We start from the raw sequence: 21,803 nt of genomic DNA, 5'->3' as shown, positions 1-21,803 counted from the left end.
CCCACTGTCTGGCCTTTACAAGGATCTGCAGGTAATGGTGGCAGATCCGGATATGCAGATAGGGAAAATACAGTGGAAGCACTTTTTGAGAAATTTTTTAAGGAGCACCACGCAGAAATCGTATGGGAAAACGATGGAACTCTTCAACGAGACATGCATCCTCGGCTCTCGCCTGCTTCCAGCCGAATCATTGCTGAAATCATTGCTGATGGCCAACTGACAAAATCGGAGAATGACGACCGCCCGTATACCCAATTGAGCAAATGGCTGGTGTCTGCGCCTCAGGACCAAAGAGTTCGCGCAGACCTCGCCATCGATATTCCACCATCCCACATACACTTCGTGCCGGGACAATACCGTATCTTCTACGACTTTAAGAATACGGACATGGTGCTGAGTGAGTTGTTGTCCGCCGGCATTGAGATCAAAGGGAACCTTCTTGATTTCGGATGCAGCTCAGGGCGTAACCTCGCCGTACTACGGCGAGCCTTTGCTTCGGAGCTGCAACTTTTCGGCGCCGACCCGGCAGAGGTCTCGATTGACTGGCTTCAAAAAAACGTTGCCGATGTAAGCGCCGTGGTCAGCAAGCAGCTCCCACCGCTACCGTTTGATGACGGGCAGTTCGATATCATTATCGCCAAGAGCATCTGGACGCATTTTTCACCCAGCGCGGGACGGCGGTGGTTTGCGGAGATGGGGCGAGTCCTGAAAAAAGGTGGGCATTTCCTTTTCTCGACCCATGGTCCTCATGATGTTGCCTCCCGTATCCTCCTGAATGTTCCGAGCCCACGATATGAACGGTATACAGGACATGAAAGCTGGACTCGTGAAGGCTTCCTTATGGATTTAGTGAATACTTACGATAAGACAGGTTATTATTTCCAGGCTTTCAAGGAAATCGGATACCAACCAGACCTGCATTTGATCAAAAATGCAGATACTGCAGATTGGGGACTGATGTTTGTTTCTCCCGAATATCTGAAAACCATGCTTCCCCCAGACCTGTCAATTGTAAGCCGATCTGTTGGGCGAACCGGAAACCGTCACGACCTATATATCGTTCGGCGTGACTAGAATTTTTGCTTTTCCTTGAAAGATGAAAGCGCTCACCGTCTGACGTCAACCCCGGTTAGCCCAACATATGCCGGGTTCAATCAGTGGCCAAGAACTGCAACCGCTCACGCTCCCCTTCAAAAAGCTGCCAGGATCCTCTTTGGACAAAGGCAAATTTCGTGAAGGTGGCGAACCGCACATCAGCAGGTGCATCGTACCAGCAATAAAATAAGGCCGTTTGATCTGCGTACCAGATCGGGCGGCCTTGTGCTTTTCCGTTCTGGACGACGCTGTGCAAATACGCTCCCAGTTGCTGTGCAAACTTCCTACCTCCTGCCGTAGCGCGTACAAGGAGTGAACCAGCGCTAACAGCCTCCCATGGTAGGCGCGTTATATCCCTGCCTGGCTCAAACAGTTTCGTCGTCATTATAATGTCGACATCTTGATGTTCTTCGGCCATCGACGCCACATCCCTTGAGACATGCCCATCGACATCGGCAACAAACACCGACTGGTACAGGTCTATATATCGAGAAAGATGCAGGAAGCGCGCACTGGCGAAATAACCACGCTGCTGGCGGAGGTTCAACGCATGCAGGTCCTCCCTATCAATCGTCACGCCAATTTCTACCGGCAATCCCCAACCGGCAATCGTCTCTCGAGGGTCGAAACCCACGCAGTGAAAGTGAAGCCCGTTGCTAGAATTGGTACGTGCATATCTGCGCGCTGCCAGAAATGCGTACTTTTCAAAATAGGACCGGTCCAATGAAAGAAGGGTCACGTGATTTGCCCGACATGGAATTATTTCAAGCGACGCACCGTCCGGGCAGGCCACACCAACAGGATGCATCAAGACACTAGAGATTCCAGCGAACGGCTCGATGAACACCGTCCCGTCGAGTGCTGAGAACATCCTTCTCGCCTCATTGGTTTCCCCCAAGACATGCTGCAGCATCGCCTCAAATGCTTCGTGCCGTATCCTGGCATTCGGCCAGACTTCGGCAAGGCGCTTACGGACAATATCAGCATCTCTCTTGAAAAACTGTCCGCCCTTTCCACTCATCAACCGGTTCTTCTGCATTCTGTAAAATGCCAAGAAGCAAAGATCGGCGATATGGTCAGGAAGATCTCTGAGATCAGCCGTTTTCAACAACCAATCTATCTTCTCCCACGCTTTCTGCGAGAACAAAAACCAGAACAATTCCGTCAGACCTTGCTGCGTCAGAACAGCCGGCGCAACGGTCGTCACATTCTCGAGAAGATATTCCCCCAGTCTTGGCATATGAGTGCCACGGCGCGCTGCAGTCCCGAATATCAATATCTGCTCTTCAAAAGACCGATGTAGATCCAAGCTGGTATCCGTTAAGGTCGGAACATCCGTATTGGAGTAGCATTCGACAAGCGTGGACATATCCTGCTTGAGAGCGTTCATGAGACCTCCATCGTCACGTGCTCTCGCCCGCGACCTTCTCCGTGATAAGGCGTTCGACCGTTTCGGCCATCGCATATTTCCAGCCACTGAGGCGTACCCCGTGAGCCCAATCCAATTTCCCACAATTGAGCTGCGAATTGGCGGGGCGGCGAGCGGGCGTCGGATAGGCTGAGGACGGTATCCGTCCGACAGCGGCCGAAGGGCCGCACCGCTTGGCGGAGGCAGCGAATATTTCTGTTGCAAAATCCGCCCAACTTGCCGAACCCGCGCCCGTCATATGGAAGATCCCGCGAAGCTGCAGGGCATCGCTGTCGAGGAGATTGCCGGCGATCGCCAGGATTCCATCGGCGATATCGAGCGCCAAGGTGGGATTGCCGCGCTGATCGTCCACCACATTGATCTGATCGCGGCTCTCCGCGAGCGTGAGCATGGTCTTCAGGAAGTTCCTGCCGAAAGGACTATAGACCCAGGCCGTGCGCAGGATGACGTGATTGTCCGTTGCCTCCGCCACGGCGCGCTCGCCGGCGAGTTTCGTTCGGCCGTAAGCGCTCGCCGGCCCAACCGGATCCGTTTCCAGATAGGGCCCAGGCTTTTCGCCATCAAACACGTAATCCGTGGAAAGGTGGATGACCGGGATACCAAGGTCACCCGCAACACCGGCGATCCGCCCGGGGGCAATGGCATTGATAGCGTGGGCCTCCACCTCCTCGGTCTCCGCACGGTCCACCGCCGTATAGGCGGCTGCGGAAACGATGATATCGGGCTGCGCCAGCCGGAGGACCGCACCGACCCCATCCGGATTGCGAAGGTCGATCTCGGGGCGCCCCAGCGCCACGATCTCGAAGCGATCGTTCAAGGCTCCGCGCTCCAGAAGAGAGCGAACGACCTGGCCCTCGCGACCCGTCACAACCATGCGCTTGCACTTGCCGCCCATTTCGCTTCACACGCCGGTTTTCTGCGCATGGCCGGACAGGCCAAGCCGCGCGCCGGAATAACGCTCGCGCAGGGGGCCCCACCACCATTCATTGTCGAGATACCAGCACACCGTCTTTTCGATGCCGGTCTCGAACGTCTCCTCAGCCCGCCAGCCCAGCTCCGTTTCAAGCTTCGTCGCATCGATCGCATAGCGGGCGTCATGGCCCGGCCGGTCCGTCACATAGGTGATGAGGTCGCGATGCAGCGTTGCGCGCGGGCGAAAACCGTCCATCAGGCCGCAGATCCGCGTCACCACGTCGATGTTCCGCCGCTCGTTACGGCCGCCGACATTGTAGGTCTCTCCGATCCGGCCGCGCTCCGCGATGATGTCGAGGGCGCGGGCGTGGTCCTCGACATAAAGCCAGTCCCGCACATTCGCGCCGTTGCCATAGACCGGCAGCGGCTTGCCCTCCATGGCGTTGAGGATGACAAGCGGGATCAGTTTTTCCGGGAAATGGTAAGGGCCGTAATTGTTGGAGCAGTTGGAGACGACCACCGGCAGGCCATAGGTGCGTTCCCACGCTTTGACGAGATGGTCAGAGGCCGCCTTGGAGGCCGAATAGGGCGAACTTGGATCATAGGCCGTCGTTTCGCTGAAAAGGCCTTCTTCCCCGAGCGATCCATAGACCTCATCCGTCGAGACATGCAGAAAGCGGAAAGCCTGCTTTCGTTCTCCCTCCAGAGCGCTCCAGTAAGCCCGGGCGCATTCCAGAAGCGTGAAGGTGCCGAGGATGTTGGTGTTGATGAAGTCCTGCGCCCCGTTGATCGAACGGTCGACATGGCTTTCGGCGGCGAGATGCATGATCCGGTCGGGCTGGAAATCCATAAGTGTTCGCGACAGGGTTTCGCCATCGCAGATATCGGCGCGCAAGAAACGATAGTTGGGCGCCCCGCGAACGGCCTGCAAAGACGTCTCCGTGCCGGCATAGGTAAGCTTGTCGACGTTCAGGACCTCATAGCGCTTTTCCAGAACGAGGTGCCGGACGACGGCCGATCCAATGAAGCCGGCTCCGCCGGTGACGAGTACGCGCATGCGAGCTTTCCTGTCCGCTTCCCCTGAAGTGCGAGGCTTCACCTTTAACCGAAGGGGAAGTTTCAGGGCAAGGACAGGCCGGTACCTTTGGATGTGCGCAAGTGTTGCAACGCGGCCCTCATCCATGCGAGGTTCGGCGCGATTTTCCGTTGGTGACTGGTCTATCCTACATGGCGTTCAAAGGTATCATTCTGGCGGGGGGAAGCGGCACGCGCCTTTATCCTCTCACCATCGCGGTTTCGAAGCAGATCCTGCCGATCTACGACAAACCAATGATCTACTACCCTCTCAGCGTGCTCATGCTGGCGGGCATCCGCGAGATCCTCATCATCTCTACGCCGCGCGACCTGCCGCTGTTCCAGGAACTGCTCGGCGACGGATCGGATTTCGGCATCGAGCTTTCCTACGCCGTGCAGCCCCAGCCGAACGGGCTCGCCGAAGCCTTCATCATCGGCCGGGAGTTCATCGGCTCCTCCTCGGTTGCCATGGTTCTCGGCGACAACATCTTCTTCGGCGACGGGCTTTCGGACCTCTGCCGACAGGCGGCAGCGCGTGAAAGCGGCGCGTCCGTCTTCGCCTATTACGTCAACGACCCGCAGCGTTACGGCGTGGTGGAGTTCGACGCCGGCGGCACGGCGCTATCCATCGAGGAAAAACCCGTCGTCCCGAAATCGAGCTGGGCCGTGACCGGGCTCTATTTCTATGACAACGACGTTGTCGACATCGCCGCCTCCATCACCCCGTCCGCCCGCGGCGAACTGGAAATCACCACCGTCAACAGCACCTATCTCGAACGGGGCAAGCTGCATGTGAAACAGCTCGGCCGCGGTTATGCCTGGCTCGACACCGGTACGCTCGACAGCCTGCACGAGGCTTCCGCCTTCGTAAGGACCATCGAACACCGGCAGGGCATCAAGATCGCTTGCCCGGAGGAGATTGGCGTGGAAATGGGTTGGCTGCCGGTCGACAGGATGCTGCAGCGGGCCGAGCAGATGGGGCGCAGCGAATACGCCAACTACCTGCGTCGGCGCGCCCGGGAGCTCGGCACGGCATGAGCGAGATACGTCCCACCAGGCTCGACGGCGTGCTCGAAATCGTGCCCGCCCGCTTCGGCGATGCGCGTGGCTTCTTTTCCGAGACCTACAACGCCGCCCGGCTCGCGAGCTCCGGCATCGACCTCACCTTCGTGCAGGACAATCATTCCCTGTCCGCAAGGCGCGGCGTGCTACGTGGGCTGCATTATCAACTGCCCCCGCGGGCGCAGGACAAGCTCGTCCGTGTCGTTCGTGGAGCGATCTTCGATGTGGCGGTCGATATCCGCAAGGGGTCTCCGACCTTCGCCCAATGGGTCGGCGTCGAGCTTTCTGCAGAAAAATGGAACCAGCTCCTGGTTCCCAAGGGGTTCGCCCACGGCTTCGTCACGCTTACCGAGAATACGGAGGTCGTCTACAAGGTGACGGACTACTATTCGCCCGAGCATGACCGATCGATCCGTTACGACGACCCCGACATCGCCATCGACTGGCCGATCGCCGCTGGCGACCTGCAACTGTCCGACAAGGATCTCGCTGCCGCCCGGCTGGCGGAAGCGGACGTCTTTTCCTGGCAATAGATCGGCTTACTGCGGGCGTTTGAACCGCTGCTGTCCGACGATGATGCCGAGAAGCGGCACTCGCATGACCCAGAGGCGCAGTTTCACGCGCTTGTTGGTCGGCAGGCGGACAAGCGCCGCTTTCTGGGCCGCAACCGCCGCTTTCCGGTCACCAGCCAGAAGATAAGCCTCGGCTGCATGCCGCAGGAGGTTCGGCTGGCTTTCCTTCAGCGCGAAGGCCTGGACCAGTTGTTCTGCCGCCTGTCCATAACGACCCTCCCGATAAGCGGTAAAGCCGGACATGCTGAGTGCTTCGGCGCTTGATGAGTCCGGCTCGCCCATGAACCGCGTCGGCGCCATTTTGGCTCCGGCATAACTCAGCCAGGAAAAGCGCACCGTCTCGTTCAAGCGGCCGAGCCGCTCTGCCGCATCCTTCCAGCGCAGTTCCGTCACGCGGATGTCCTTGTAGCCGTGGCTCTTGCGGGTCTGGAACTCGACGATGTGGTCCGTGGCGCGGAAACGGGAGTATTTTCTGAGGATGAACCAGGCGGTGATGCGAAGAACGAGGCCACGCGCAGGCCGCTTGAGCTCTCCTTTCTTCAACGCGGCAATGCCGGCGGCAGCGGAGGGCGCGCGATAGCCGGCGCCGGCGAGATTGTAGAAGGCGTTGCCGAGGGTGATCGTGACCGTCTCATGCATGAGGGAGAGAAGGCCGACCCCGGAATTGTAGCAGAGCGTGGCATCGACGCTGTCGATGAGGGCATGAATGTTGTCATCCCTTTCCGCCGTGACGACGTTCGGACTTGAAAGCGGAAGGTCCGTCTTCGACAGGGGGTGCGGCTTTATGATGAAGAGGACGTCGGCATTGTCAGCCACCAGGGACGCCAGGGATCCCAGGAACTGCGGGTAGGATTGTTCACCGCGAAGGAACAGGGTGACGGCCATGTCGTCTTCCAGCTGCAGCGGCACGAAGCACTTGAGGCGATTGTCGTCCTGGAGATGGCGGTATTTTGCGGCCGTCTCTTCGTAAACGCCCATCTGTTCGAGGGTCTTGCCGCCCCCGCGCAGGTCGTCGACATAGGCCCGGGCATCTTCCAGTTCTTCGGTGGAAAACGTTTCCGCAAGGAAGGCCGCTTCGGAAAAGCGCTCGCTGGTGTAGCAGACGTCCTCGTCATAATAGATCGTCGCCGGCAAGGCGCCCCTTTCGATGACGATCGTGTGCCGGCCGAGCGCCTTGGCCTTGTCGAAGATCGGGCGGAAAGCGGCGTGGCTCTTCATGTAAGGATTGAAGATGGCGATGTCGTCGATGCGGCCCTGTTCGAGGCCGGAAAGGATTTCGCCGACCGCGTCCGCCTTGTCGGAGAGGACGGGAACGAGCCGGTAGCCCAGAAGCCGGAGCGGCAGGAAATAGCCCAGCGTGTCCTTGTTCTTGCACAGGCAGGCAATCGTCTTTTTGCGGTCCAGATGGTCGATCGACAGCAACCTTGTGCGATCGGCGAGATACTTTTGCGCCGCGGAAAGGAAATTCTCCCGTTTCCTGTCGCCGGACGCATACCACGCCTGTTCCTTCGCGCGAGGATGGTACCGGTGGAAAACCTTGAGCCCCAACCCCTCCGTCGGCTGAGAAAGCAGCTCGAAGAGCCTGCGAAAGCCGACATAGGGCCGCGCCTGATAGAAATTGGCCCTAAGCGGGCCGAACAGGTCCTTTTCGGGCTCCTCCGGCAAAGGCAGAAGGCCCGCATGGAGGCAGAAGCGCAGCAGGAATTCGAAATCTTCGGATCCGTGCCCACGGAAGGATGGATCATAGCCTCCGACGAGGGAGAACATCTTCCGACTGATCAGGAAGACGTTCGAATAGGGCGCGACATAACGCTCATCCGGGCCGCTCACCTCGGAATAGTTCAGCGTGAAGGCGAATTTACGCAGGAGGAATGATTGCTGCTCGGCGCTGCCGAGGCTTTCGAGCTGCTGCGTCTCGGCGGCCCCAAGATGAAAGGCCGGCGGATTGAGCATGACGTCGATGACATTGCGCATATCGAGCGCGCTCGCCGTCTCCGCCAGCCGCTGGAAGAGATCGCGTTCACTGATGAAATCAGGATCGCAGAAGTAGATGAAATCCGTCGCGCACAGCGATGCACCGATATTACGGGCAAGCGACAGCGAGAACACACCTGGATCATCGACGAAATGATAGCGATAGCCGCGTCGTGTGCAGACGGCTGCAATGGCGTTTCGGTGCGAGGGCTCCGATCCGAAATCCACGACAACGACCGGCGGACAGGGCTGGTAGTACTCAGCCATCGCATCCAGTCGGTCGATAATCCAGGGATTGCCGTCATGAAGGCGGACGCAGAACACCATGGTGATGTCCTGCACGCCGATCGGCGCACCCGGTCTACCGGGGGAGGTGTCTGCGGAACTCATTCGTCATCCTTGGTCGTAAAGAAACACACCCACCGCCGCTTTCATCAAGGCAGGAAAGGCCGGCCTGGAAAGAGCCGGCGCAGCCATTGCGGCAAGGCTGCGTCTCGCCTCCTGCGCTGCAGCCGCTTGTTTTCGGGCAAGCGCTTCAAAGCCTCATCCAGGCATTCCAGCGCCAAAGCGTCCGCACCGCGCTTCAGATAGCATTCCGCTAGGCATCGCAGGTGCTCGACCTCATCGGGTTCGCGCGCGCGCAGGGCCTCAAAAAGCTGCGTTGCCTTTCTGTAATCGCCTGCGGCGAAGGCTTCCCGTGCCTTTTCGCTCAGTTTCCCGGCCGGCAGGATCATCCAGTCGGCGAGGGGACCACCATGCCGCTGGACGCCGGTTTCGAGGAGAAGTTTATGGAGATTCCGATCCTCCGGAAGCCAGCGATAGGCAATCTCAAAGAGGCGATCGGCGTCTTCGTAATCTCCCGCCAAACGCACGGCTTTCGCCAGCTCAATGAGCGGACGCGCGGCACCCCTGCCATCGGGAACCCATCGGCGTGCGGTCTCAAAGAGCCGCGCAGCTTCATCACGCTCGCCGGCCGCATGCGCCACCATACCCGCTTCGATCATGGCACGGGACAGGTTTTTGTTGGCAAGCTGCCGCCGGTTGGCAATCGCAAACAGGCGAAGCGCTTCGTCATATTCGCCTTTCTCGCAGGCCGCACTTCCCATGCGGATGAATGTATTGATAGCCTTCGTCTCTTCCTGCACCCCCTCACGGCCACCGAAGGAAAAATAGAGCGGTGCCTTGAGGGAAACGTTTCCCGGAACCTGCCCCAGAGCGATGGGAGCTTCGGTCAGTCCGCGGATGACGGAAAAAAGGATACGGTTTGTCGTCCCTCCCGCGCTGGAGGGAACCTGATCGGCAACGCCGAACGAATAGAAATCCTCGGTCAGGTAGCGCAGGAAGCTCAGCCGCCTGTCCTCATCCGGTAAGGAGGCCTCCTTGACAGCCGCGACCAGCGCCTCCCTTTCGGAAACCGTGCACGCAAGGCCGGGCTGGGCGTAGAAGGCTTCGCCGCAGCAGATCACGGGCTTGCCTTTTGCAAGCGCCGCAAGACCGAGACCGGAGTTGAGAACGACGACCGACGCAGCCAAGTCAATCAGATCGGCCGCTTCCTCGTTCTCCTCCACGAAGAGGACATGCGCCATGTCAGGGACGGCGGCGCCTGGCGTGCATTTTGCCACAACGAGATAGGCCTGCGGATCAAGCACCCCTGCGAGATAAGCGATCCAGTCCTTGAATGCATCAGCCCCGCCGCAAGGGCCAGCGAAGGCGCGGGCCATTCCGTCATCCAGGTCTTGCATATCCACAAGCACCATCTGCCGCCCGCCGAGACCAAGTCGTTCGGCGAGAGCAGGCCCCGCCGCCTCGGTGTCCTCCGCAGGTGCGGGTTTCTGGCTTTCCAGCCAGTCCAACACCCTCTGCCGGGCAGCCTCATCGAGAGGCTGGTCCCAACGCGCCGCCGCATACGAGGCGCTGTCAGCACAAAACCCTTCTGGATCGAAGAACCAGCTTCCCGGCAGCCCACCCTGCCCCCAGACAGCAAGACGCCGCCCCGCGGCCTTGAGGCCCCTGTACAGGGAGCAGCGATGGTCATTGCCATAGGGGTCGAGGAAAAGGATCCGGGTAAACCCTTCTGCATCCAGGGTGCGGCTCAGCAGGTCGCTATCGGCGAAATCCCCCTCCTGCCGGATCCGATAATGCCCGAAGGCGGGGAAAGCATGCCGTAGCGCCCGGAGGGCCGGAGCATCTTCCTCGGCAAGGACAAGCGTCTTTTCCCGGGAATGCAGGTCTTCCATGGGCAGGAGCCAGGACGCACCGGTATCATAGGCTTCCATGATGCCGGAGACGCGCTCCTGGTTTTCCGTCATCGGCGTCACATAGCTCGCATCCTCGCGCTGCGGGTGCCACAGATGAGCCATCTGCAGGCCGCGCTGGAAGACGTCGATGCCATAGAGCGCGAAATAGGCCCGGAACCCCTCATAGCGCTGGATCGCGTTGCGGCGGGTGTTGAGATAATAATTGCCCGTGCGCGGTCCCTTCGGCCCGTAGCTTGCGAGCCGGTGCAGAAGCTCGAAATCCTCCGCCCCATGGCCGACGAAACTCTTGTCGTGCCCGCCGATCGCCAGGAGATGGTAGCGGCTGGCGACGATCGCCGAGATCGCATAGGTGTGGTTCTGGTAGACCGTCCTGTCGTCCCGCATCACCCCGTCATGCAGCAGCGTATCGGCGAAGGCCGCCTCCCTGCGGGCGAAGAGATCCAGGTAACGCCGGGTGAAATCCTCCGTCATGTAGGCGCCGGGCAAGGCGAAGAAGGTATAGGCATTGTCGGGCATGCCGCGCAGCCGCGTCTCCTCCAGCACGCGCTCGTAGCTGCGCGGCGACATGAGGAAGTCGATGTCGTGGTAGAGGATCAGCGGCGTTTGCGCATGCTGTGTGCCGATGTCGCGCGCATGTCCGACACTGAAAGGGGCATCGCCCGTTTCCAAGCGCACCAGCCGCGTTCCCGTCGCGGCGGCAAGATCACGCAACTCTCCCGCCCTTTCCGCCGGCGTGCCGTAATCGACGATGAGCGGCGCATACCCTTGGGGCAGTGTCGCAATGATCCGGGCGATGCGCTCGGGCTCGTCGTAAAGCCGGTCGGCGGAGAGACGCACGGGAATGACGGCCGTGATGAGCGGTTTTTCGAACAAGACGCGGCCTCCTCTATTTCCGTGCATCGAACGGATAGAGGATCCGTCCGACGATGCGTGCTTTCAGGGATGTCCTCTCGCGAAAGAAGCGGATCGGATTGGCCCTGTATTTCTCGACGAGCCTCCTGTTGCCGCCCCACCCGATAAGGGGGATGAGGATGAAAGGCAAAAGATGGCGCCAGCCGAGGATGCCATAGGCGCCCCAAGGCCGCCATTTATCCGGCTTGGCATCGCCGAATTCGTTCCGGTATTTTTCCGGGTTTTCAAGGCGCAGCTTCAACCATTCGACGGCCTGTTCGAATGTGGAACGCGCGCCCGTCACCGGCTCGAAATAGGTCGGGTAGCGAAGATAGGCGGCGGCGAAGACCTCTTCCACCGTGCGCCGGCGCGTGCGCCTAGGATTGGGCTGCCGGTCATCTGTAAGGCCCCAGCCCGCGTAGAAGGGACAGCCGAGCACGGTCAGCGGAATGCCACGCAGCAGCGCCTCGAAGCCGCCGAGCGAGGTGATCGCATAGGCCTTGTCGATCGTTTCGAAGGACCGGGCGAGCGGTATCTTTTCCCTGAGGATGCGGCAGAGATGGGCAACCTCCTGCGGATCCGACTGGGCGTCACGCACGCCGTTCAGGATATCCGGATGCGGCTTGTAGAGGATTTCGGCGTCCGGATTTTCCGCGGCGGCGAGCCGCACGAGGTCGTTGTTGCCAAATTTCCGGTCGCATCCATAGAGGATGGAGGCGTCATCCTCGACCTGGCCAATGACGAGCACGCGCGGCTTCGTCTTCTCCCCGAGCAGGTCCGCAAGGGAGAGGCTCGACACCATGTTGTACTTGCTGAGGCCGCCTTCCACGATGAGGCGGATGCCTTCCCTCGCCCGTTCCAGAAGGTCCGGATCGCCGGAAAAATCATGCGTCTCCAGCATCACTTCCAGGTCTGATGGTCCCCGGCTGTCGAAATAGGGCCGGCGGCTGTCGAGCGAGAGCGACAAGGGCGGCGTACGCGCAGCGTTGGGCCGGTTCGATCGCAGAAAACCGTCTTCGATGAAGAAACAGGGGATGCCGCGGTCCCGCACGAAGGTCTCGAGATTGGCTGGCAGATTGTGGCCCCAGATGAAGACCTCCGCCCCCCTCGTCGCCGCGATGCGCGCCATCCACTTGCGCTCGAACACCTCCGCCGTGACGTTCAGCGGCAGATAGACGAAGCGCCGCTCCGGAAAGAAGGACTGGAAGACAGCCCGCTTCCAGCCGTTCATATGGAGCGCAAAGGTCGGGATTTTCTGTGCGTCGGTCGCCATCGCTCTATCGTCTCCGCATCCGGGCGCAGCGCCGGGATGCAGTCGATCATCCCTCCATCCGGCTTTCCAGAACCGCGTGGATCCGCATCGCCAGTTCGTCCGGCTCGGTTCCGACGGTCTCGAGGTGCACTTCGGGATTTTCGGGCGCTTCATAGGGCGAGCTGATGCCCGTGAAATTGGCGAGCTCGCCGCGCATCGCCTTCTTGTAGAGCCCCTTCGGATCGCGCCGCGCGCATTCCTCGATGGGCGTATCGACAAACACCTCGATGAACTCGCCCTCAACCATCAGATCCCTTGCGAGCTGCCGTTCCGAGCGGAAGGGCGAGATGAAGGAGACCAGCACGATGAGACCCGCATCGGTCATCAGCTTGGCGACTTCGGCCACCCGGCGGATGTTTTCGACGCGGTCCTCGGCGGTGAAGCCGAGATCCTTGTTGAGGCCGTGGCGGACATTGTCGCCGTCAAGCATGTAGGTATGGCGGCCCTCGGCGTGCAGCAGCTTCTCCAGGTGGTTGGCGACCGTCGACTTGCCGGAGCCGGAAAGTCCGGTGAACCAGACGACCGCGGCTTTCTGGTGCTTCAGGACCGCCCGCGCCGTACGGTCGACCTCCATCGCCTGCCAGTGCACGTTGTCGGCCCGGCGCAGCCCGAAATCGATCATGCCGGCCCCGACCGTCCGGTTGCTCATCCGGTCGATCAGGACGAAGTTGCCGGTCACGCGGTTGGCGGCGTAGCTGTCGAAAGCGATCGGCGCCCGGGTCGAGAAATTGCACACCGCAACGCCGTTCATGTGCAGCGCCTTGGCGGCGAGATGGGCGAAGGTGTTGACGTCGACCTCGTATTTGAGGGCTGTCACCGTCGTCTCGACACTGTCCGTTTCGGTGCGCAGGATGTAGCTGCGGCCGGGGATCATCGGGTTCGCATCGAACCAGATGACATGCGCCTGGAACTGGTCGGCAACGGTCGGTCGGTCGTCGGGGGCGACCAGAATGTTGCCGCGCGAGACTTCGAGCTGGTCCTCGAGGACCAATGTCACCGCCTGCCCTTCCATGGCGCGATCGAGCGAACCATCCCGGGTGACGATCTCCTTGATCCGCGTCGACTGGCCGGATTTGGCGACGATCACCGTGTCACCGACGGCGACGGCGCCGGAGGCGACCTGGCCGGCGAAACCGCGGAAATCGAGATCCGGGCGGGAAACGTACTGGACCGGGAACCGGAAGGGTTTTTCGCGGTTAGCCTCCTCGACCGGAACCGTTTCCAGATGCTCGAGCAGATGCGGCCCCTGATACCAAGGCGTATTCTCTGAGCGGCGGGTAACGTTGTCGCCGTGACGGGCCGACAGCGGGATCGGCTGGATCGTGGCAAAGCCGAGTGCGCCGGCAAAGGCCCTGAACTCCGCGACGATCTTGTCGAATACCGCCCGGTCGTAGCCGACGAGGTCGATCTTGTTGACGGCGAGCACGATATGCCGGATGCCGAGCAACGAGGCGATATAGGCATGGCGACGGGTCTGCCGCAGGATGCCCTGGCGCGCATCGATCAGCACGACGGCAAGGTCTGCCGTCGAGGCGCCTGTCGCCATATTGCGGGTATATTCCTCATGGCCGGGTGTATCGGCGACGATGAACTTCCGCCGATCGGTGGCAAAGAAGCGATAGGCGACGTCGATGGTGATGCCCTGCTCGCGCTCGGCCTCCAGCCCATCGACCAGCAGCGCAAAATCGATCTCGTCGCCGGCCGTTCCGTGCTTCTTGCTGTCGCGCTCGAGCGCGGCGAGCTGGTCCTCGAAGATCAGCTTGGTGTCGTAGAGCAGGCGGCCGATCAGGGTCGACTTGCCGTCGTCCACCGAGCCGCAGGTGAGGAAACGCAGCAGGGACTTGTTCTCCTGCTCGCGCAGATAATCGGCAATCCCCTTTGCGGAAAGGTCCGAAGCGACGGTCGCCATCAGAAATAACCCTCGCGCTTCTTCTTCTCCATCGAGCCGGCCTCGTCCTTGTCGATCATCCGACCCTGGCGCTCGGAGGTCCGCGCCGTCAGCATTTCCCGCACGATATCCTCCAGCGTCGCCGCATCGGAATCGATCGCGCCGGTCAGCGGATAGCAGCCGAGCGTGCGGAAGCGCACGAGGCGGTCCTCGACCGTGTCGGTCTCACCGATCGGCATGCGCTCGTCGTCTACCATGACCAGCATGCCGTCTCTTTCGACGACCGGACGCCGCGCCGCGAAATAGAGCGGCACGATCGGGATGTTCTCCTTCAGGATGTACTGCCAGATATCGAGTTCGGTCCAATTGGAAAGCGGAAAGACGCGGATCGATTCTCCGGGTGCAACACGCGTATTGTAGGTTTTCCACATTTCCGGGCGCTGGTTCTTCGGATCCCAGGCATGGGCGGCGTTGCGGAAAGAAAAGATGCGCTCCTTGGCGCGCGACTTCTCCTCGTCGCGCCTGGCGCCACCGAAGGCCGCGTCGAAACCGTACTTGTCGAGCGCCTGGCGCAGCGCCACCGTCTTCATCACATGGGTGTGGATGCTGGAGCCGTGCGTGAAGGGCGAGATTTGCTGCTCGACGCCCTCCGGATTGACATGGACGAGCAGATCGAAGCCGAGTTCGGCCGCCATGCGGTCGCGAAAGGCGATCATGTCCTTGAATTTCCAGGTCGTATCGACATGCAGGAACGGAAAGGGCGGCTTTGCCGGATAGAAGGCCTTCATCGCCAGATGCAGCATGACGGAGGAGTCCTTGCCCACCGAGTAGAGCATGACCGGCTTGGAAAAGGTCGCCGCGACCTCGCGAAAAATATGGATCGCCTCCGCTTCCAGTCGCTGGAGGTGAGTAAGAGACGTCAATGCGTGCTCCGATGGTCCATTGAACATCCCGCTCTCTTTGCACAACGTCCGCACGATAGCAAAAGGCTTTCTGACGAACCGCTGCTTGGAGACGCCTATCTGCTCTGGCGGAAAAGGCCCCCTGTTGGTTATATCTCGCCACGACATACGCCCTTCCCGACCCCGAGGCCGGAGAGCGGGCCGAAGACAGGACAATCCGGACATGAAGGCTCCCCGCTTCTCCATGATGACACGCGCTGACTTCAGCGACCTGTCTCTGCACGAGAAGAATACCTATCTGCAGACACTCGCCGATCAATATGCCGACCAGAACGAGCGGGAACGGATCAAGCTCGACAAGGACGCCCTCAGCCGGCTGCGGCGCTACTACAGCCGCCGGGTCTGGGCCGACCTGAAGCTGGAGAACCTCGGTGACAGCAAGATGGACATGCTGCTGTCCCGCCTCGGGGAAGCGATCCGTAACGAATCCATCCAGGCCGACGTCACCGCAGCCCTGATGCAGGAGACGACGCCGAAACGCATCCTGCGCACCGCGCCGCAGGATGACGCCCAGCTGATGTTCTTCGTGCCGACGATCTACGACGCGCCGCTGAAGGACGACGTGCACCTCATGGACGTCGCCCCCTTCTCGCTCAGCAAGAAGGCGAACAAGGGCATCATCAAATACGAGTTGAAGGACAGCCTCATCACCATCGAAGGCGGCGCAGAAACGGGCCTTGCGACGGTCTTCGACTACGACATCTTCCTCAACATGGTCTCCTATCTCGCCGACGAGGTGAAAAACTATCGCAGCAGCGAGGCAAAGGGTCTAAGGCCAAGCCTGCCGCCGAAGACCTACCGTCCAAGCGCCTCCCACATCCTGAAGTTCTGCCGGCGCTCGGACGGCGGTAAATCCTACGAGGATCTCGAGGCCGCGCTCGACCGGCTCGCCAACACCACGATCAAGATGGTCAACCTCTCCGGCGGCAAGCGCCGCCAGGTCGACAGCCGCCCGATGATCAGCGGTTACAGCGTTGTCAGCCGCACCGGCGCCAACCGCATCGAAACGATCGAGATCAGTATCCCCGACTGGGTCTATACCAGCGTGGTGCGCAACGAGCGGACGCTGCCCCTCCTCACACTCCACCAGGACTACTTCCTGATCAGCTCCGGCCTTGGCCGCTTCATCTACCGCCTGGCGCGCAAGGCCGCCGGCAAGAGCGAGGCGATCTACAGCCTGAAGGAGCTCTACAAGCGCAGCGGCTCCACCCAGGAACTGCGAAAGTTCTCCTACGACCTCCGGGAGTTCGTCACCCGCACCCTCGCCTTCCCGATGCCGGAATACGATCTTTCGCTCGAGGACGGCAAGGACGGATCGATGCTGCGCATGCGCTACCGCAACGAAGGCGACCTGCCGCTCTCCCCTCTCCTCGCCGAACTCTAATTTTTGTCGTGGCTCCGTACTTGGCCGACGACAAAAATCAACAGCTCGCCGTACATCACCGACGACAAAAATTTGTCCCCGCCCCGTACATTACCGACGACAAAAATTTGTCGGTCTACCGTACATCGCCGACGACAAGTTTCCCCGCGCATCCTCTGAGGCAAATGACGGAATTTTGTCGAAAACCGTATTTCGCCGACAATTTTCCGTACATCGCCGACGACAAACCGTACATTACCGACGACAAACCGTACATCACCGACATCTAACGGAAGTAAGCTATTGTTTAAAAATCAGAAAAACACACTTTTTGCGTCTAAAACTTATTAAAACTAATAAAACCACCTAAAACGAGGCTGTCAGCCTCACTTCAAAAGATAATTCATGATTTTTGTCGGCAAAACTCTCCGAAATGGGTACCGAAAGGTCGTAAAATTTTGGCAGAGCCTCATGGCAAAATTGGATTTTTGGCGCTGTCCTGAATCTTGCTGAATTTGAATGAGGCAATGGATAACTCTTCGCTGAGAAGGGCAACGCCTTCTATACTGCCATGCAATGGCCTTGAGAGCCGAGCAATATGACAGCTGCCTCCCCAAGGCAGCAATGATACGAGGCACAAGATGAACCAGGAACAGACAAGCGAACCGGAAAAGAGCTGGCGGTTCCTCTGGGAAATGAAAATCGCCGCTCAATCGGTTTCAGAAGTGTATGTCAGCCTCGACGTTCTGGGCGGGCACTATGTGAAGATCGCGCCCAAGGATTTCCTGGATGCGATAAACGATATGCAAGGGGTCAGCGATACGCACCCTCATCCCCGGCGATTTCAGTTCACCATGGAACGGGATATCCTTTGGGTCCATTCCTCGATGCCGCCAAAGAATGGGCCGCCTGCGCAAAATGAGGGCCAGCAGAAGGAGAGCTCTGTCCCACTGCAAAGCTGAGAGCGCGGCTAGAAGTCAAAATATTCAGAAGGACAAAACGCCGCCCCTATGGGGCGGCGCTTCCGTTTTAAGGTGGGCTTACAGAACGAAGTAGTCCTTCAGGAAGGTCGTGCTGCCAGCCACCTGGATGGCAAAATCCGCATTTCCGTCGCCATCGACATCCCCATAGATGAAGGTGTCGGACGCCGTCTTCTCGATGCGAAGCTCACCGGCTGTCTTGGAGAACTGCTCCGAACCGACGAAGGAGAAGGCCTGGTCACCAGAAACCTTGCCATTGGCGTCGATGCCTGAAAGGTCGATACGATCACCGGCTTTACCGTTGAAATCGAGAATCGTATCGCGACCGGACGTCTTTACCGTCGAGTTGGCGAGCGTGTTGAAGACGAATACATCCTTACCTGCGCCGCCGGAGAGCAGATCGGCACCATTGCCACCTACCAGCCGGTCGTTTCCAGCACCACCAGAAATGACGTCGTTGCCGTCGCCTCCACGGAGCTTGTCGTTCCCCGCGCCACCTTCGACCTGGTCATTTCCGGTCCCGCCATAGATGTCGTCGTTGCCTTCACCGCCATAGAGCTCGTCATTGCTCGTGCCGCCGTAAAGGATGTCCTTACCAGCGCCGCCATAGATGACATCCTTGCCGGTTCCACCGAAGAGCTGGTCGTTGTCGGCGCCGCCGAAAAGTTCGTCATTGCCCGTGCCGCCGTAGAGAACATCTTTGCCCGCGCCGCCATAGAGCTGATCGTTGCCGGTTCCGCCAAAGAGCTGGTCACTCCCCTCTCCGCCGTTCAGAACATCGTGGCCGCCTTGACCGAAGAGCTTGTCATTGCCGGCGTGGCCGAGAATCCTGTCGGAGCGGCTGGTGCCCGGAAGGGAGTCGTTTCCGGCTGTCCCCTCGATGATATCGGAGACCTCGGGTTCGCCGATCGTGACGGTCCCGTCAGAGAATTTCAGCTTTTCGATGCCTTTGATCGTATCGACGCCGTCACTGCTGCCGGTGCGCTTGTCCGTCACCGTCCAGGTGCCATCCTTGTTCTCGACCCAGGTGTAGTCGGCCTTTGCACCGTTCAGCACGAATGTGTCATCGCCGAGACCGCCATCGATCTTGTCATTGCCGCCATTGCCCTTCACCGTATCGTTGAAGCGTGTGCCGACATAGGTGTCAGCGCCACTCGAACCGACGACGTTCTGGGCATATTGCTTCAGGTATTGCAGGTAGAGTGCCAAATCTGCTGCCGTAGCACTGTTGCCGGCCATATGGACTTTCGAGAACAAGCTGAGGGCTTCGCTGCCGGCACTGTTGGTGAGATCGAGTCCACTGATACGAAGCTGTACGTTCCCCCCGGCAAAGGCATTGTTGGTGCCGAACGAACCGGTTCCGCGGGTGCCGTATTCGACGGAATCGATCTTGCCCGTGATCTTGTGGGTCGCCATGTCATATTCGAAAGCACCAAAGGCCAGCGCATATTTCGAGGTAGACTGTGAGCCGTAGCTGAAGAACATTTCCTTGTTGTTGTTGTTCAGCCCCGGGTAACCTTCAAGGGTGGCACCCTTAAGGAACTGGCTGACCAGGAAGGCGTCGAAATCGATACCGGCCGAGCCGGAACCGTCGAGTGTCACCGTTCCGCGCGACTGGTCCGTTCCGTCTGCGACATCACCGACCTTGACCGTGAAGGTTTTTGTCTCGGTATTGGTTCCATCAGAAACCTTGACCGTCACGTCATGGCTTGTCGCCGTTTCGTAATCGAGCGTGCCATTGACGAGGAGCTTCCACTGGCTTCCGTCCTGGACGAGCTTGAATTTGCCGCCGGCATCATCGCTGAGCTGATAGGTCAGCGTTTTGTTTTCGGGATTGGTTGCCGCGAAGGTGCCGACGACCGTGCCGATCGCGGCATCTTCATCGACAGTCTCTTTGGAAAGCGTCAGGTCCGTCGGCTCATAGACGTCGGTGACGTTGATCGTGAGGGTCTTTTCCGTTGTGTTGACGCCATCGAAGGCTCCGACCTTTACGCTATAGGTGCGGGGGCCTGTTTCGTAGTCAAGCGTGCCGTTGACTGCGAGCTTCCACTGGCTTCCGTCCTGGACAAGCTTGAACTTGCCGCTGTCGTCCGTCAGCGTATAGGTCAAGCTCTTGCCTTCCGGATCACTTGAGGAAAGCGTCCCGACGACCGTGTTGAGGGCGGAGTTCTCGGCTATACTCGTGCCGGAAAGTGTTGGTGCGGACGGCGCCTCATCGATATCCGCGACATTGATCGTGAAGGTCTCGGTAGACTCCTTCTCGCCATCGGAGACCTTGATCGTCACACTGTGGGTCGTCTTCGTTTCAAAGTCGAGTGCACCGCCGATCACCAGTTTCGTTTCGCCGCCTTCTGTGACGAGGCGGAACTTCTTGTCGGCATCATTGGTGATCGTATAGGTCAACGGCCGGTTTTCCGGGTCCGTCGCGGAAAGAGTTCCGACGACCGTGTTCACCTTCACGTTTTCAAGTGGGTTCGGGGTCGCGTTCGTCAGGATAGGCGTAGTCGGAGCATCGTTATCCACGGTGCCACCTACGGTGAGGGTCAAAACCTTTTCGAATGAGTTCCCGGCCTTGTCGGTGACGCGGACGGTCACGGTGCGACTATCTGTCGTCGTCAGGCCTTTTGCGAGCTTGATCTGGTCACCGTCAACGAAGAAGTGCCCGTCCGCGTCGTCGACAAGCTCAAAGGTGAAGACTTCATCGGCATCACGATCACTAGCGGAAAGCGTGCCGATGGAACCGCCGACCTTGAGGGTTCCCCAGACCACTCCGTTTGTGCCCAGCTCCAGACCCGTCGGCGCATGGTTTTCGTTATCAGTGAGCTTGCTAAGATCTTGGGTCAGGTCGGCGAAGCGGACGTATTCGATATTCTTCAGCGTGTCCACGCCGTCAGCGCCCGTTATTGTCCAGACACCATCCTGGCCTTCGGTCAGGGTGTAGTTCGCACGGTTACCAGAATAGACGGCGGTATCGTCACCAAGCCCACCGTCTATTGCATCGTCCCCGCCCTTTCCATCAACTGTATCATTGTTGTCTGTGCCCGCATATGTGTCGTTTCCGGTCGAACCAATGAAGTGCTGGGCGTATTTGGCCAATAGCTCATTGATGGCCCTGCTTGCTGTTTCCCCGCCGGCCAGCAGGGCGTCGTAGAGGGAGTGAAGGGCATTGACATTGAACGTAGGGGTTGTAGTTGCGGGACCTGTGCCCGGCTTCACGTAAAGATCAAGTCCCGTAATTTTGAGCGTCTCGACAAGACCGGTCAGAGGGGCTGTCTGTGGGTCGCCTGTACCTGGTTTGGTGCCCGGCCCCCAGGAACCAAATGTCAGGCTATCGACGTAACCAGATATGCCATGACCGTAGAAGCTACCGTGATGAATGCCGTCGTAAGAAATTTCTTCGCCGCCGAGGACGATGCGATCAACTGTCTCTGTACCGCTCTTCTGGTATCTGAAGGCAAGTTGGTCGCCGTTCATGTAATACGTGCTGCCATAGGCAGAATCTGCCGTACCCCCATAGAAATTATAGGCACCACTACTTCCGATTTTTGCGAGATCGGTGAGGTATTGGCTAACAAAAGTCGTGAAATTCACTCCGCTTGTGCTGGAGCTTGCATCTATCTTAATCGTTTTCGGAAGTTGTGCCATTTCTGTTCTTTCCCAACACTGAAAATCGCGCCGATCTCCGTCCGGGAGGCGCGTTTACAAACTGATCGAGGCAATTGGCTTGAGTGTTCTTCAGCTTGCCCGACAGTGGAGGCCAGTCGGGATGGGCTTGATGGGATGGCGGAAGGTGCGTGTGAATATATCCTGCATAATATGCAGCCTTCCAAACAGCCGAAGAGGGTCACGCGGCGCACGGGGATACCCGCTGTACGGACGCTTCAACGACCCGAATTTAAGGGGTGGCTATTGCTAGCCCGAATAATTCACGAGGGGTTGGCGGATATGGTTCAAACCGTTGAAATGACGTAGGATTTGGTTGCTTACGCCGATCCGTGCCGTTTCCGGAGACCACACCCGCCATGAATGAT

At 59.2% G+C, this 21,803-nt stretch carries 14 protein-coding genes; 5 read left to right on the top strand and 9 right to left on the bottom strand.

Annotated features, from left to right (window positions below; translation table 11 throughout):
* Positions 1-72: 72 nt before the first annotated feature.
* Positions 73-1,074 carry a class I SAM-dependent methyltransferase gene (locus P9A16_RS33325; RefSeq protein ID WP_278026444.1) on the top strand — a complete coding sequence of 334 codons (1,002 nt, stop codon included), beginning with the start codon at positions 73-75 and terminating at the stop codon, positions 1,072-1,074.
* Between the two features lie 76 nt (positions 1,075-1,150).
* On the opposite strand, the gene P9A16_RS33320 is transcribed toward P9A16_RS33325, so the two are convergent.
* From P9A16_RS33320 to rfbB, 3 genes are read right to left on the bottom strand one after another with little or no spacing between them, the layout of a single operon-like run.
* Positions 1,151-2,485, bottom strand: a complete 1,335-nt coding sequence (locus tag P9A16_RS33320) for a hypothetical protein (protein ID WP_278026443.1) — start codon at positions 2,483-2,485, stop codon at positions 1,151-1,153.
* A 13-nt stretch (positions 2,486-2,498) separates the two neighbouring features.
* Positions 2,499-3,419, bottom strand: a complete 921-nt coding sequence (gene rfbD, locus P9A16_RS33315; RefSeq protein ID WP_278026442.1) for a dTDP-4-dehydrorhamnose reductase — start codon at positions 3,417-3,419, stop codon at positions 2,499-2,501.
* Between the two features lie 6 nt (positions 3,420-3,425).
* The gene (gene rfbB, locus P9A16_RS33310) at positions 3,426-4,493 is read right to left on the bottom strand and encodes a dTDP-glucose 4,6-dehydratase (RefSeq protein ID WP_278026441.1); all 1,068 of its coding nucleotides are present in this window, start codon (positions 4,491-4,493) and stop codon (positions 3,426-3,428) included.
* Between the two features lie 170 nt (positions 4,494-4,663).
* Between rfbB and rfbA the strand changes: the two genes are divergently transcribed.
* Positions 4,664-5,548: a glucose-1-phosphate thymidylyltransferase RfbA gene (rfbA, locus tag P9A16_RS33305; RefSeq protein ID WP_278026440.1), complete on the top strand. Its 885-nt coding sequence runs from the start codon at positions 4,664-4,666 to the stop codon at positions 5,546-5,548.
* Entirely contained in the window at positions 5,545-6,105 is a 561-nt protein-coding gene (rfbC, locus tag P9A16_RS33300; RefSeq protein ID WP_278026439.1) for a dTDP-4-dehydrorhamnose 3,5-epimerase, read from the top strand. The genes rfbA and rfbC overlap by 4 nt, the downstream gene beginning before the upstream one ends.
* 6 nt (positions 6,106-6,111) lie before the next feature.
* On the opposite strand, the gene P9A16_RS33295 is transcribed toward rfbC, so the two are convergent.
* From P9A16_RS33295 to cysD, 5 genes are read right to left on the bottom strand one after another with little or no spacing between them, the layout of a single operon-like run.
* Positions 6,112-8,508, bottom strand: coding sequence for a capsular polysaccharide export protein, LipB/KpsS family (locus P9A16_RS33295; protein ID WP_278026438.1), 2,397 nt, complete (start codon positions 8,506-8,508; stop codon positions 6,112-6,114).
* Positions 8,509-8,552: 44 nt separating this feature from the next.
* The gene (locus tag P9A16_RS33290) at positions 8,553-11,249 is read right to left on the bottom strand and encodes a tetratricopeptide repeat protein (protein WP_278026437.1); all 2,697 of its coding nucleotides are present in this window, start codon (positions 11,247-11,249) and stop codon (positions 8,553-8,555) included.
* A gap of 13 nt (positions 11,250-11,262) precedes the next feature.
* Entirely contained in the window at positions 11,263-12,540 is a 1,278-nt protein-coding gene (locus tag P9A16_RS33285) for a capsular polysaccharide export protein, LipB/KpsS family (RefSeq protein ID WP_278026436.1), read from the bottom strand.
* A 46-nt stretch (positions 12,541-12,586) separates the two neighbouring features.
* Positions 12,587-14,488, bottom strand: a complete 1,902-nt coding sequence (cysN, locus tag P9A16_RS33280) for a sulfate adenylyltransferase subunit CysN (RefSeq protein ID WP_278026435.1) — start codon at positions 14,486-14,488, stop codon at positions 12,587-12,589.
* On the bottom strand, positions 14,488-15,417 hold the full coding sequence (cysD, locus tag P9A16_RS33275) for a sulfate adenylyltransferase subunit CysD (protein ID WP_050746552.1): 930 nt from the start codon (positions 15,415-15,417) through the stop codon (positions 14,488-14,490). Before cysD ends, cysN begins: the two co-directional genes overlap by 1 nt.
* A 175-nt stretch (positions 15,418-15,592) precedes the next feature.
* Here cysD and P9A16_RS33270 point away from each other — a divergent pair, with 175 nt between their 5' ends.
* Complete coding sequence (locus tag P9A16_RS33270) at positions 15,593-16,813, top strand: replication initiator protein A (RefSeq protein ID WP_050746553.1); 1,221 nt, start codon at positions 15,593-15,595, stop codon at positions 16,811-16,813.
* A 620-nt stretch (positions 16,814-17,433) separates the two neighbouring features.
* Positions 17,434-17,754, top strand: coding sequence for a hypothetical protein (locus tag P9A16_RS33265; protein WP_053190917.1), 321 nt, complete (start codon positions 17,434-17,436; stop codon positions 17,752-17,754).
* Between the two features lie 78 nt (positions 17,755-17,832).
* On the opposite strand, the gene P9A16_RS33260 is transcribed toward P9A16_RS33265, so the two are convergent.
* Entirely contained in the window at positions 17,833-21,417 is a 3,585-nt protein-coding gene (locus tag P9A16_RS33260) for a cadherin domain-containing protein (protein ID WP_278026434.1), read from the bottom strand.
* Positions 21,418-21,803: the final 386 nt, after the last annotated feature.

Origin of the sequence: Shinella sp. 838, from assembly GCF_029623935.1 — a bacterium.
Classification (GTDB): Bacteria; Pseudomonadota; Alphaproteobacteria; order Rhizobiales; family Rhizobiaceae; genus Shinella.
The sequence above is the reverse complement of the archived record's forward strand: the minus strand, read 5'-3'. Positions and strand labels throughout refer to the sequence as shown.

What these genes read in the sequence shown, in the direction of transcription:
- rfbB (WP_278026441.1), bottom strand. Translation starts at nt 4,493, where the DNA reads ATGCGCGTACTCGTCACCGGCGGAGCCGGCTTCATTGGATCGGCCGTC.
- P9A16_RS33295 (WP_278026438.1), bottom strand. Translation starts at nt 8,508, where the DNA reads ATGAGTTCCGCAGACACCTCCCCCGGTAGACCGGGTGCGCCGATCGGC.
- P9A16_RS33285 (WP_278026436.1), bottom strand. Translation starts at nt 12,540, where the DNA reads ATGGCGACCGACGCACAGAAAATCCCGACCTTTGCGCTCCATATGAAC.
- P9A16_RS33260 (WP_278026434.1), bottom strand. Translation starts at nt 21,417, where the DNA reads ATGGCACAACTTCCGAAAACGATTAAGATAGATGCAAGCTCCAGCACA.
- rfbA (WP_278026440.1), top strand. Translation starts at nt 4,664, where the DNA reads ATGGCGTTCAAAGGTATCATTCTGGCGGGGGGAAGCGGCACGCGCCTT.
- P9A16_RS33320 (WP_278026443.1), bottom strand. Translation starts at nt 2,485, where the DNA reads ATGAACGCTCTCAAGCAGGATATGTCCACGCTTGTCGAATGCTACTCC.
- cysN (WP_278026435.1), bottom strand. Translation starts at nt 14,488, where the DNA reads ATGGCGACCGTCGCTTCGGACCTTTCCGCAAAGGGGATTGCCGATTAT.
- rfbD (WP_278026442.1), bottom strand. Translation starts at nt 3,419, where the DNA reads ATGGGCGGCAAGTGCAAGCGCATGGTTGTGACGGGTCGCGAGGGCCAG.
- P9A16_RS33270 (WP_050746553.1), top strand. Translation starts at nt 15,593, where the DNA reads ATGAAGGCTCCCCGCTTCTCCATGATGACACGCGCTGACTTCAGCGAC.
- cysD (WP_050746552.1), bottom strand. Translation starts at nt 15,417, where the DNA reads ATGTTCAATGGACCATCGGAGCACGCATTGACGTCTCTTACTCACCTC.
- P9A16_RS33265 (WP_053190917.1), top strand. Translation starts at nt 17,434, where the DNA reads ATGAACCAGGAACAGACAAGCGAACCGGAAAAGAGCTGGCGGTTCCTC.
- rfbC (WP_278026439.1), top strand. Translation starts at nt 5,545, where the DNA reads ATGAGCGAGATACGTCCCACCAGGCTCGACGGCGTGCTCGAAATCGTG.